Source organism: Polynucleobacter necessarius (assembly GCF_900096755.1).
In the GTDB taxonomy this organism is placed as follows: domain Bacteria; phylum Pseudomonadota; class Gammaproteobacteria; order Burkholderiales; family Burkholderiaceae; genus Polynucleobacter; species Polynucleobacter necessarius_K.
In genome coordinates this window covers 808,474-820,110 of record NZ_LT615227.1, presented here as the reverse complement: position 1 = coordinate 820,110, position 11,637 = coordinate 808,474, and the positions used below count along the sequence as shown (strand labels likewise).

At 46.1% G+C, this 11,637-nt stretch carries 13 protein-coding genes; 3 read left to right on the top strand and 10 right to left on the bottom strand.

The window, feature by feature from the left end; all coding sequences use genetic code 11:
- Nucleotides 1-2: 2 nt before the first annotated feature.
- On the top strand, nt 3-620 hold the full coding sequence (gene coaE / locus DXE27_RS04310) for a dephospho-CoA kinase (protein WP_128113705.1): 618 nt from the start codon (nt 3-5) through the stop codon (nt 618-620).
- A 17-nt stretch (nt 621-637) separates the two neighbouring features.
- Nucleotides 638-1,390, top strand: coding sequence for a cell division protein ZapD (gene zapD, locus DXE27_RS04305; RefSeq protein ID WP_128113039.1), 753 nt, complete (start codon nt 638-640; stop codon nt 1,388-1,390).
- Here the strand turns inward: zapD and DXE27_RS04300 are convergent.
- From DXE27_RS04300 to secA, 8 genes are all read right to left on the bottom strand, one after another.
- Nucleotides 1,387-1,803 (bottom strand): NUDIX domain-containing protein, encoded by a 417-nt coding sequence (locus tag DXE27_RS04300; protein WP_128113038.1) that lies wholly within the window; start codon nt 1,801-1,803, stop codon nt 1,387-1,389. The two genes, zapD and DXE27_RS04300, sit on opposite strands and share 4 nt — an antisense overlap.
- A 48-nt stretch (nt 1,804-1,851) precedes the next feature.
- Nucleotides 1,852-2,661, bottom strand: coding sequence for an ATP-binding protein (locus DXE27_RS04295; protein ID WP_128113037.1), 810 nt, complete (start codon nt 2,659-2,661; stop codon nt 1,852-1,854).
- A 14-nt stretch (nt 2,662-2,675) separates the two neighbouring features.
- On the bottom strand, nt 2,676-3,911 hold the full coding sequence (argJ, locus tag DXE27_RS04290; protein ID WP_128113036.1) for a bifunctional glutamate N-acetyltransferase/amino-acid acetyltransferase ArgJ: 1,236 nt from the start codon (nt 3,909-3,911) through the stop codon (nt 2,676-2,678).
- Between the two features lie 81 nt (nt 3,912-3,992).
- Complete coding sequence (locus DXE27_RS09610; protein WP_231969651.1) at nt 3,993-4,580, bottom strand: molybdopterin cofactor-binding domain-containing protein; 588 nt, start codon at nt 4,578-4,580, stop codon at nt 3,993-3,995.
- Nucleotides 4,577-4,759 (bottom strand): hypothetical protein, encoded by a 183-nt coding sequence (locus tag DXE27_RS09605; protein ID WP_231969650.1) that lies wholly within the window; start codon nt 4,757-4,759, stop codon nt 4,577-4,579. Before DXE27_RS09605 ends, DXE27_RS09610 begins: the two co-directional genes overlap by 4 nt.
- A complete protein-coding gene (locus DXE27_RS09600; RefSeq protein WP_231969649.1) occupies nt 4,756-6,120 on the bottom strand; it encodes a molybdopterin cofactor-binding domain-containing protein in 1,365 nt (454 codons plus the stop codon). The genes DXE27_RS09605 and DXE27_RS09600 overlap by 4 nt, the downstream gene beginning before the upstream one ends.
- A gap of 14 nt (nt 6,121-6,134) precedes the next feature.
- Complete coding sequence (locus DXE27_RS04280) at nt 6,135-6,593, bottom strand: (2Fe-2S)-binding protein (protein ID WP_128113035.1); 459 nt, start codon at nt 6,591-6,593, stop codon at nt 6,135-6,137.
- Between the two features lie 173 nt (nt 6,594-6,766).
- Entirely contained in the window at nt 6,767-9,532 is a 2,766-nt protein-coding gene (secA, locus tag DXE27_RS04275; RefSeq protein ID WP_128113034.1) for a preprotein translocase subunit SecA, read from the bottom strand.
- A gap of 24 nt (nt 9,533-9,556) precedes the next feature.
- On the opposite strand from secA, the gene DXE27_RS04270 reads away from it, so the two are divergent.
- Nucleotides 9,557-10,090, top strand: coding sequence for a hypothetical protein (locus tag DXE27_RS04270; RefSeq protein WP_231969648.1), 534 nt, complete (start codon nt 9,557-9,559; stop codon nt 10,088-10,090).
- 16 nt (nt 10,091-10,106) lie between these two features.
- Here the strand turns inward: DXE27_RS04270 and lpxC are convergent, their stop codons facing one another.
- Both lpxC and DXE27_RS04260 read right to left on the bottom strand, forming a co-directional pair.
- Complete coding sequence (gene lpxC / locus DXE27_RS04265; RefSeq protein WP_128113033.1) at nt 10,107-11,021, bottom strand: UDP-3-O-acyl-N-acetylglucosamine deacetylase; 915 nt, start codon at nt 11,019-11,021, stop codon at nt 10,107-10,109.
- Between the two features lie 44 nt (nt 11,022-11,065).
- On the bottom strand, nt 11,066-11,566 hold the full coding sequence (locus tag DXE27_RS04260) for a peroxiredoxin (protein ID WP_128113032.1): 501 nt from the start codon (nt 11,564-11,566) through the stop codon (nt 11,066-11,068).
- Nucleotides 11,567-11,637: the final 71 nt, after the last annotated feature.

Sequence of the window (11,637 nt, the reverse complement as noted above, 5' to 3'; positions counted from 1 at the left end):
GGATTCTCCTCGTTGGTTTGACGGGTGGAATTGGCTCCGGAAAAACTGCTGTTAGCGATCGACTGGGCAAATTCGGTGCAGGCATTATCGACACCGACTTAATAGCCCACCAAGTTACGGCTCCGGGCGGTGCTGCAATACCCGCAATTTTGGAGAAATTTGGCCCTGAATTCATTGACTCCTCTGGGGCTTTAAATAGAAGCAAAATGCGAACCCTGGTTTTTGCAAATCCCGAGTCCCGCCAAGCCCTTGAGCATATAACCCACCCTTTAATTCGGCTAGAAACGATTAGGCAAGCCAATAACCTAGCTCAAGCTGGTGCACCCTACTTGGTTTTTGTGGCGCCACTCTTAATTGAGTCCAACAGCTGGAAGGGAATCGTTGACTACCTAGTGGTAGTCGATTGCCCCGAAGAAACCCAAATTGAACGTGTAATGCGCCGCAGCAATTTACCCAGGGAAGAGGTGAAAAAGATCCTCCAGGCCCAAGCCAGCCGGGAAGAACGCCTTTCTCAAGCTGATGTTGTCATTGAAAATCAGGGTAGTCTTGCGACCCTAGAGGTCGAAGTCGAAGAACTGCACCAAAAAATCTTACAGATTCAGAAAAACAAACTCAGTTAGCCATAGAATATGGGCTTGTGATTGTTTACGAATACCCCTTCAACGAATTAGTTCGAAGCATGCTTCGACTGGAGTATTTGTTCGCCCGTTTCAACCACTTCACACGCTCGGATGATCCAGAACTTCATCACAATGCAATTGCCATTTTGTTTGATCTTGGTGACATTGGTGCACGCGGCGATATTAAATCCTTACTGCTTAAAGAATTTAAACGTCAGAAGTACGCTTTGAATGGTCTTAAGTCATCACAAAAAGTAGACCAAGAAGCGCTGTCCCAGATTCTTGCTGAAATTGATAGTGTTGCAAGTAGTATTAATCAATCCGCAGGAAGACCAAATTCTGCCATCACTGAAAGTGAATGGCTCAACGGAATTCGCACACGATTGAATATTCCTGGTGGCACAAGCCCAACTGATCTTCCAAGTTATCACGCATGGAAAAATAGTCCATCAAGTGAACGTCGCGATCTTTTAGAAAATTACATTAAGCCGATTTTGCCATGGCACGAAGCTTGTCAATTATTTTTAAGGCTCTTACGTCAATCCGGTGAGGCTAAAGATGTTGTGGCTCACAATGGATCTTTTCAGCAAGCGCCATCGGGCAAGGTGTATCAACTGATGCGTATTGCTGTTGAAGACAACACTTTTTTTTCCGAGATTAGCGCCAATAAATATCTACTCTCAGTACGCTTCTTAAAGTCCGATCGCGAAAAAAATGCGCAGCTTGTGAATGCCAATGTGCCTTTCAAGCTAGCGCTTTGCCAGCTTTAAGCTAAAGACCTTCTAAGGCACTCTAGCATTGGCCAGGCGGCCGGTAGCAAAGGCTCTACGCTAGGCGGATCTGATGCAATTAACTCCCAAGAAAGTGCCTGACCCTCACAACCCCTCGGGGTACCAGTCCACTCCCTGATAATGCTGACATAAAGACGCACATACGCATGTGGATAGTCATGCTCAAGAACAGTTAATTCTTCACTAGAGCGAATATCAATTCCAAGTTCTTCTTGAAGTTCTCGTTGGAGCGCTTGAAAAACGGTTTCTCCTTTTTCCACTTTGCCACCAGGAACCTCCCAATAGCCGGCGTATGGTTTACCTTCAGGCCTTTGACCCAAAAGATAGCGCCCTTCAGAATCAATCAATATTCCTGCGGCAACAACAGTAATGGGTCGATTGATTTCACCCATAAAGAAACATCATCAAGCTTGTGAGCCAGCCCAGTGTTTTGCAAATTGTCAAGCAACGCGACCTGAACGTGAGCCACGCTCTAATGCCCAAACCAAAGCTTCTGAACGAGCAGCTTCGATTTGCGCCGCAGTCAAACCAAAATGCGCAACGATGGCAAGATATTCATCTTGTTTGGGTGGATAAAAAGATAGCCACAATCCAAAACGCTCAGATAAAGAAATTTTTTCCTCAACCACTTCACCAGGATGAATTTCCCCATCATCACTATGAACGTAGCCCTCGTTGTCCCTCATGTATTCAGGCAATAAATGGCGCCTGTTGGAAGTGGCATAAATCAAAATATTGTCCACCTGAGCTGAAACAGATCCGTCCAAGGCGGATTTCATAGATTTATAGCCAGACCCCCCATCTTCAAAGGAGAGGTCATCACAAAATATGATGAAGCGCTCTGGCCGTTCGGCCAAAAGATCGGTGATACCGGCCAAATCGGCCAAATGTTCTTTTTCAACCTCGACTAAGCGCAATCCCTGGCTGGCGAACTCATGCAAACTTGCCTTAATTAAAGAGGATTTTCCGGTACCCCTGGCACCAGTCAACAAAATATTATTGGCGGGCTTCTTTTGAATAAAGTTTTTTGTGTTGTCGCGAATCGCATCTCGCTGACGGTCAATATTTTGCAAATCATCAAAGGTAATGTCAGATACATGCTTGACTGGCTGCAAGAATCCAATGCTGCCAAAAATACTATCGCGACGACGCCATCTAAATGCAGTAGAAGATTTCCACTGCTCATCGGTTAATGGCTTAGGTAAAAATGTCTCAAGGTGACTTAAAAGCTGCTCTAGTTTTTCATTCATGATCTGCGGGCCTTTTAAGAGCGGTAGTCAGCATTAATAGAAACGTAATCATGAGAAAGATCACAAGTCCACATTGTCTGACTTGCACTGCCACGACCTAAATCAATCTTGACAGTAATTTCTGGGGCCTGCATTACTCTCTGGCCGTCCGCTTCTTGATAGCTCGGGTTACGCCCACCATCCTTAGCAACCCAGACATCTCCGAGCCACATCTGAACACGATTGACATCTAGGTCTGTAATGCCTGCGTAACCAATAGCAGCAAGGATTCGACCTAGATTGGGGTCGCTTGCAAAGAAGGCTGTTTTGACTAATGGAGAGTGCGCAACCGCCTTGGCAACTAAACGACACTCATCAGAAGTCTTCCCACCCACCACTTCAATCGTCATGAACTTAGTTGCACCTTCACCATCACGCACAATCATTTGCGCGAGTTTTCTGGCCAAAGAAACTAAAGCATCGCGGACAATTTTGTAGCTTGCATCATCGGCAGATTTGATTTGTACAGCCGACTGGCCTGTAGCCATGATGATGAACGAATCGTTCGTTGATGTATCACCATCAATTGTGATGGCATTAAAAGAAAGGCCTGCAATCTCGCGTGTAAGTTCACCCAATAGCCCTGGTGCAAATCCTGCATCAGTGGCAATAAAGCCCAGCATAGTTGCCATATTAGGATGAATCATTCCAGCGCCTTTGCAAATACCAGTAATGGTCACCAAACCCTCTGGTGTTTGCGCGGTGGTTGAAGTGGCCTTAGGTTGCGTGTCGGTGGTCATGATGGCTTCTGCAGCATCAAACCAGTTGTCTTCACCCAGATTGCTTACAGCTTGTGGCAGCGCACTAATAATCTTTTCAATCGGCAAGGGCTCCAGAATGACGCCTGTAGAAAATGGCAAGATTTGCTCTGGATTAATCTTGAGGTCCTTTGCTAGCGCAGCACAGGTTTCCAAGGCATGTTTCATCCCCTGCTCGCCAGTTCCTGCATTGGCATTGCCGGTATTGACCACCAACGCCCGAATCTCGCCCTTACGACCCTCTTGCGCCAAATGCTCACGACAGACTTGCACCGGGGCAGCACAAAAACGATTCAAAGTAAAAACGCCGGCTACCTGTGAACCAGGGGCCAATGTCATTACCAATAGATCCTTGCGATTGACCTTCTTAATTCCGGCTTCGGCGATACCCATCTCGAAACCTTTAACTGGTTTGAGATCGGCTTTTAAGGGGAGGGGTAGGTTAACTGTCATAGTGTGACAATTGTAGATGAGACCCAAAAACAAAGCGCGCCAGAATCTGGCGCGCTTTGTTTGATTCTCAGAATGCTACATTCAGGCTTTTACGGGCAATTCCCTAATACGCTTACCCGTAGCAGCAGAAATTGCATTAACCAAAGCTGGTGCCACCAATGGCACACCAACCTCACCCAAACCTCCGGGCTTTTCTTGGCTTGGGATCAAATGCGCCTCAATCACCGGAACCTGGTTTTGACACAAACTTGGATAATTATTAAAGTTATTTTGTTGTACACGGCCATTTTCGATCGTAATAGCATTATTCATGGCGGCACTTAAACCATAAACAACTCCGCCCATCAGCTGAGCGCGCGCCTGATCTGGGTGTACTGCGATTCCGCAATCTGATACAAAAGTAATTTTTTTCACCTTAGTTTCTGATGCGGCGTTATCTAACTCCAAAATACATGCTGAGTAAGTGTCATAACACTCCATCTGAGCCACACCAAAGCGCTTGCTGCCAGCGGTATAACCAGACTTCTTCACGGCAGCCTCAAGCACTGCCTTTGCTCTAGGATGTCTAGCCAACGCTGCCATACGATAGGCAACCGGATCTTTGCCTGCGGCTTTTGCAGCTTCATCTATAAAACTCTCGACTGCAAAGGCATTTAACGCATTACTCACCGAACGCCAATATCCAACCCGAATACCTGCACCCTCAATGACACGTTTGTCATTTCCAAGTTGGGAATATCGTAAGTTAAGTTACCAGAGCTCTCCACCATGAAAGGATCAAAACCATCCTTCACAAAACCTGGAAAAGCGCGTGCCGTAACTGATTGCGAAACCATCTTCGCCTTCATTGCGGCAAGCTCTGGCCATTCGAACCAATCACACCCTCCATTCGATGAATACTCATTGGACGATAGAAATCATGTGTGATGTCATCCTCTTTAGTCCAAAGCATCTTCACCGGCATGCCAGCTGCCTTAGAAATTTCTGCGGCTTGACGAATAAAGTCGAGCTCAAGCTTGCGACCAAACCCGCCGCCCAAGAAAGCGGTCTCAATGGTGACGTCTTCAGGCTTCACGCCTGCGGCTGCGGCTGCCACAGCTTGACCGCCCTGCTGAAACTGAATGGGTCCAATAATTCTGCATTTACCATTTGAGGCATCGGCAGAACAATTGACCGGCTCCATAGTGGAGTGCGCTAAATATGGCAAGAAATAATCTGCGCTAATAGATTTACCGCCAGCAACGACTGCATTTACATCCCCAGTCGTTTTAACAATAACACCCTTTTTAGACAAGCCTGCCTCAAGCGCTTTACGAACTACTGCGTTATTTAAGCCAGCATTAGGGCCTTCATTCCAAGTAATTTTTAGAGCATCCCTACCCTTGCGTGCGGCATAAAAGTCTTTTGCTAACACCGCAATACCATCAGAAATCTGAACGACTTTGATGACGCCCGAAACCTTCATGGTTGCCGAAGCATCATAAGAGGTTGGGGTGCCACCAATTACAGGACACTGAGCCAAAGATGCAATCGCCATGCCCGGGATCTTTACATCAATCCCATAGACTGCCTTACCGGCAACTTTTACCGGGGTGTCCAGACGTCGCATTGTCTCCTTGCCAATCACCATAAAGTTGGCTGGAGATTTCAAGATTGGTTTTTCTGGCAATGGCAACTTAGACGCATCAGAAGCCAACTCACCATACGTTGCCGACTTGCCACTCGAGTGGATTACTTTGCCATTCATCGCCTTGCAGTCAGCAACTGCCACATTCCAACGTTGAGCAGCAGCCTGAACTAGCACTGCACGTGTTGCAGCGCCAGCCGTTCTTAATTTATCAAATGCTTCGCGTACCGATGTTGATCCACCGGTAATTTGTCCGCCCAACATAGCGTTGATATATACCGGTGCCACTCCCGCAATCTCTACCTGAATCATAGATAAGGGTAAATTTAATTCCTCGGCAAGTAACGCTGGCAAAGAGGTGTAAACGTCCTGCCCCATCTCTGAGCGAGCACATATCAAGGTAATTTTATTGTTCGGTGCAATTTGGATCCAAGCGTTAGCTAAAGCAGGTTTATTAGCGTCACCAACAGCTGCCTCACTAGTTAAAGGGAGATGCATGCCAATAACCAAGGCACCGGTTAAAGCAGTCCCCTGCTGAATAAATTGACGACGGCCTAAATTTTTTACAGAATGATTTTTCATATGCAACCTCTCTCTTAAGCCAATTTATCAGCAGCGCGTTTTACTGCTTTCTTTATGCGGGAATAAGTGCCGCAGCGACAAATATTGCCGCTCATAGCATTTTTAATATCATCGCTACTTGGCTGTTTTTTCTTTGCCAGCAAATCTGCTGCAGACATCATCTGCCCAGTCTGACAGTAACCACATTGAGGAACATCAAATTCAATCCAAGCATCTTGCAGGGCTTTGCCAACCTTGGCCGATAAACCTTCTAGACTAGTCACTTTCTTGCCAGCAGCAGCTGATACTGGGGTTGAGCATGAACGAATCGCAGCACCATCGAGATGTACGGTGCAGGCGCCACATAAACCAGCACCACAGCCATACTTTGGACTCGTAACATCCAGATGATCTCGCAATACCCAAAGAATTGGGGTTTCTGGATCCCCATCAAAATTCACTACTTTGCCATTGAGAGTAAAAGATACGGCCATGACGCCCCCTTAGTAAATTTAATAAAGAAAAGAAGTGCTGCTTACTAGTTCATTCACAAATAATGACAGATAAGGCAAATGCTCGCCGAAGTGAAAGGTTAGGGATTTCACCAAGAAAAATGGCTCGGATAGATCCGAGCCACTAAAAAGCAATTTGGTAAATTATTAGACCTTTAGGCCAATGTGCCGCAGCAGTTCTTGTACTTCTTACCGCTTCCACAAGTGCATGGATCGTTACGCCCAATCTTAGGACCGGTACGAGCTGGCGCTGGTTGAATATCAATTGCAGCACCGCGATCACCCGTTGAACCAGCAACCTCTTTATCAGGGTCAGCGTGTTGATACTGAACATCAGAAAGATTTGCTAGATCATCATTCATTGATTCAGATGCTTGATCTAATTCGCTAGCACTTCTAATTTGCACGGTCATGATGTCTTTCACAACATCGTTTTTAATAATGCCAAGCAATTCACCATAGAGCTCGAAAGCCTCACGACGATATTCTTGCTTAGGATCCTTCTGCGCATAACCACGCAAATGAATGCCCTGACGTAAATGATCCAATGCCGCCAAATGTTCGCGCCAATGACTGTCTAAGCTGTAGAGCAAAACAGAACGCTCAAAGCCTGCAAATGACTCACGACCACATAATTGCACCTTAGCGTCATAAGCATCTTTTGCTGCTTGCAGAACTCGATCCACAATCTCAGTGTCTTCAACAGTATCTGCCGCTTTAACCCAATTCTTCAGATCTACAGTAAGACCCCATTCGCTCGCCAACACATTTTCAAGGCCAGCCAAGTCCCACTGCTCTTCCATGGATTCAGTGGGCACATAAAAATCACAGACGGAACGCAAAACATCTTCTCGTAAATTTGCGATGAGATCGCCAATATCTTGGCTCTCAAGAACTTCATTTCTTAAACGATAAGTTTCTTTACGTTGATCATTTGCAACGTCGTCATATTCCAGCAATTGCTTGCGAATATCAAAATTGCGACCTTCAACCTTACGCTGAGCAGATTCAATAGAGCGCGTGACCATACCAGCCTCAATTGGCTCGCCATCCGGCATCTTTAGACGCTCCATTACAGCGCGCAAACGATCGCCCGCAAAAATGCGTAAAAGTGCATCGTCTAAAGAGAGATAAAAGCGGGAAGATCCTGGATCACCCTGACGGCCAGATCGACCTCTTAACTGATTGTCAATACGACGGCTCTCATGACGCTCAGTACCGATGATGTGCAAACCACCCGCAGCTAAAACTTCATCATGAATGCTCTGCCACTCGTCTTGGAGCTTCTTAATCTTGCTTGCTTTATCTGCATCAGAAAGAGAATCATCCACCTCAATCAATGAGGACTGCTTTCCAACGTTACCGCCGAGCACAATATCAGTTCCACGACCAGCCATGTTTGTGGCGATCGTTATCATTTTTGGGCGACCAGCTTGCGCAATGATCTCAGCTTCACGGGCATGCTGCTTTGCATTTAAAACCTGATGAGGCAATTTACGCTTGTCTAGCAAGCCCGCAATTAATTCTGAGTTTTCAATCGACGTTGTACCAACCAATACTGGCTGACCACGCTGATAACAATCTTCAATATCTTTAATAACTGCATCGTAACGCTCGGGGGAAGATTTAAAAATCTGATCCTGACGATCTTTACGCTGACTAATTCTGTTTGGAGGAATCACCACCGTTTCAAGGTTATAAATTTCCTTGAATTCATAAGCCTCGGTATCCGCAGTACCTGTCATGCCTGACAACTTTCCGTACATACGGAAGTAGTTTTGGAAAGTGATGGTGGCTAAGGTTTGATTCTCATTCTGAATCGGAACGCCTTCTTTAGCCTCTACCGCTTGGTGCAAACCGTCAGACCAACGACGACCTTGCATTAAGCGACCTGTGAACTCATCAACAATAATCACTTCATTATTTTGAACAACGTAATGCTGATCACGGTCATATAAAGTATGTGCGCGCAATGCTGCGTACACGTGATGCATCAGGGTAATATTTTGTGGTGCATACAAAGAAGCGCCGTCATTTAAAGCACCCAGCTGAACCAAAATAGCTTCAGCCTTGTCATGTCCTTGCTCAGTCAAATAGACTTGTTGCGACTTCTCATCAACCCAGTAATCGCCAGCTTTCTCAACGCCAGTGCCATCGGCTTTTTCTTCACCAATTTGACGCTCTAAATGCGCAGGCAATGCATTAATCTTGATATAAAGATCAGTATGATCTTCGGCCTGACCAGAAATGATCAAAGGCGTACGTGCCTCATCAATCAGAATAGAGTCAACTTCGTCTACGATTGCATAAGCCAATCCGCGTTGAACACGTTGGCCCAAATCTTGAACCATGTTGTCGCGCAAATAATCAAATCCAAATTCGTTATTTGTACCGTAAGTAATATCAGCGGCATAAGCTTCTTGCTTGGTTGTGTGATCCACCTGAGATAGATTGATACCAACTTTCATACCCAAGAAGTTATATAACTTAGACATCCACTCAGCATCTCGCTGCGCCAAGTAATCATTCACCGTTACAACATGCACACCTTTTCCGGTTAATGCATTGAGATAGACAGGAAGAGTAGCAGTTAAGGTTTTACCTTCTCCAGTACCCATTTCGGCAATCTTGCCTTGATGTAAAGCTAAGCCCCCCATTATCTGAGCATCAAAGTGACGCATTTTCATAACGCGAGTGCTGGCCTCACGAACTACTGCAAACGCTTCTGCAGTGATATCGTCCAGAGACTCTCCAGCAGCCAAGCGGGACTTAAATTCAGCCGTTTTGGCTGCGAGCGCAGCGTCATCCAAAGATTGCAGGCTAGCTTCAAAAGCGCCAACCTTGGCAACGACTTTGCGATACTGTTTTAAGAGGCGGTCGTTACGACTGCCGACCAGGGTTTTAAGAAGACCGATTACCATGGGATATTGAAGAAAATTAAGTCCTTGAGTTTATCACCCGCAACCCCATTTTTTATGAACTTTAGCCCTAAACCATCCCGCAAGCATGCAGCCCATGAATGGCTAGATTACCTACGGGAATCCGAGGGTCTGGGAGGTATTTTGGCCAAGACTGAAGATTTGGCCAAACTCAAGCCCATCCTTGGCTTAGCCCTAGGAAAGCTGGGCTTAGAACACCTGAACTCCAAAATTGAGGCCGGATGGCGCTCAGGAGCCCAAAATGAGCTGTGTTTACTAGTAGGTAGCGCTAGTATTGCCAGCCGACTCCAACAGATTTTACCCAGTCTAATCAATGAGTTATCAAAATTTGGCCTGGTTTGCAGTGCCATTAAAGTGCGCGTAAAGCCTGCCGCCCCAGCATGGGAAGCAAAGCCGCACCCCGACGCTCAAAAACGCGAAAAACCTAAAGGCCTCAATGAGGTAGCCAAGAAATCCTGGGAAGATTTGTTAAATAAATTGGCGCCAGATTCAAACCTACGCAAGGCAGTTGAACGACTTTTGCAGAACAAGCCTAAGTAGCTAAAAACTTAGTACTTTAAAAAAAGAGTGGTTGGCTCTCTTGAGAGTAGGCCGCAGGCGCCTTATTTTGCGCAAATGGGCTAATTTCGTAAGCGCTTGGATCTTCCAAAAGCTTACGTAACAGTGCGTTATTGAGGGCATGGCCTGATTTTTCAGCGACATAAGCCCCAACAATTGGGTGACCAATCAGGTACAAATCTCCAATAGCATCCAAGATTTTGTGGCGGACAAACTCATCTTCATAACGAAGTTCTTCGTTATTCAAAATTCGGTGCTCATCTAAAACAATTGCGTTATCTAAACTTCCGCCGCGTGCCAAACCCATCTCACGCAATGCTTCAACTTCATGTGCAAATCCAAAAGTTCGCGCACGGCCAATTTCACTGCGGTAAGCATGTTCTGCAAAATCGACAATAAATCGTTGACCTGTTTTATCAACGGCCGGATGTTTAAAGTCAATCGTAAAATCTAACTTAAATCCGAAGAAAGGTTCTAAGCGTGCTCGCTTATCGCCCTCACGTACCTCTATCGGCTTTTTGATCACTAAAAATTGGCGCGGGGCGTCTTGCTCGGTAATGCCAGCAGACTCAATCAAGAATAAGAATGATGCAGCACTCCCATCCATGATGGGCACTTCTTCACCATCCAGCTCAATCAATAAATTTTCAAGACCCAATCCAGCGCAAGCTGATAACAGATGCTCAACCGTGGAGACGCGCACTCCATCCTTTTGAATGACGGAGGCAAGTCTGGTGTCGCATACCGCCAAAGCAGTTGCAGGAACAACGGACTGCTCAGGTGTATCTACTCTAACAAATTGCACCCCTGAATTTATTGGCGCAGGCTTAATGGATATCGTAACCTTGCGGCCAGAGTGCAAACCAATTCCCACGGTTTTCACCGGAGCGGCAATGGTTCTTTGCTTCATCATCTTGATATCTCTAAATTCAGGGGGTATCTGTTAATAAATTTGAGTTACAGCTTCTTCAAAATAGAAGCTGCGTCACTCACTTCAAACTTTCCAGGGGCTTCGCGATCCAAAGACTTCACTACACCATCTTCAACAATCATGGCGTAACGATCTGAACGCACACCCAAGCCGCGAGCAGTGAGATCCAACTCCAAACCAAGCTTCTTGGTGAACTCAGCACTACCGTCACCCAACATACGGATCTTTTTGCCAATCTTTTGATCGCGTCCCCATGCGCCCATCACAAATGGGTCGTTCACGGAAATACACCAGATTTCATCAACGCCTTTTGCTTTGATCGCATCGGCGTGCTCTACATATCCAGGAACATGCTTTGCAGAACAAGTTGGCGTAAAGGCGCCCGGTAAAGCAAAAATCACAATCTTTTTTCCTGCTGCCAATTTCTCAACTTCAAATGCATTTGGCCCTAAAGAACAGCCTTCGCTCTCTTCGTCAAAAAACTCATAAAGCGTAGCGTTTGGTAATTTTTGTCCAACAGCAATCATGACATCTCCAATAAATAATTGTTAGTAAGCATGCCAACGCAAGCGCGGGATTCGTCGTCCGGAGGGGCGCC

Coding starts and splice junctions, on each gene's coding strand:
- lpxC (WP_128113033.1), bottom strand. CDS start 11,021: ATGATGAAGCAAAGAACCATTGCCGCTCCGGTGAAAACCGTGGGAATT.
- DXE27_RS04260 (WP_128113032.1), bottom strand. CDS start 11,566: ATGATTGCTGTTGGACAAAAATTACCAAACGCTACGCTTTATGAGTTT.
- DXE27_RS04295 (WP_128113037.1), bottom strand. CDS start 2,661: ATGAATGAAAAACTAGAGCAGCTTTTAAGTCACCTTGAGACATTTTTA.
- secA (WP_128113034.1), bottom strand. CDS start 9,532: ATGGTAATCGGTCTTCTTAAAACCCTGGTCGGCAGTCGTAACGACCGC.
- DXE27_RS04280 (WP_128113035.1), bottom strand. CDS start 6,593: ATGGCCGTATCTTTTACTCTCAATGGCAAAGTAGTGAATTTTGATGGG.
- DXE27_RS04300 (WP_128113038.1), bottom strand. CDS start 1,803: ATGGGTGAAATCAATCGACCCATTACTGTTGTTGCCGCAGGAATATTG.
- argJ (WP_128113036.1), bottom strand. CDS start 3,911: ATGACAGTTAACCTACCCCTCCCCTTAAAAGCCGATCTCAAACCAGTT.
- DXE27_RS09600 (WP_231969649.1), bottom strand. CDS start 6,120: ATGAAAAATCATTCTGTAAAAAATTTAGGCCGTCGTCAATTTATTCAG.
- DXE27_RS09605 (WP_231969650.1), bottom strand. CDS start 4,759: ATGAAGGCGAAGATGGTTTCGCAATCAGTTACGGCACGCGCTTTTCCA.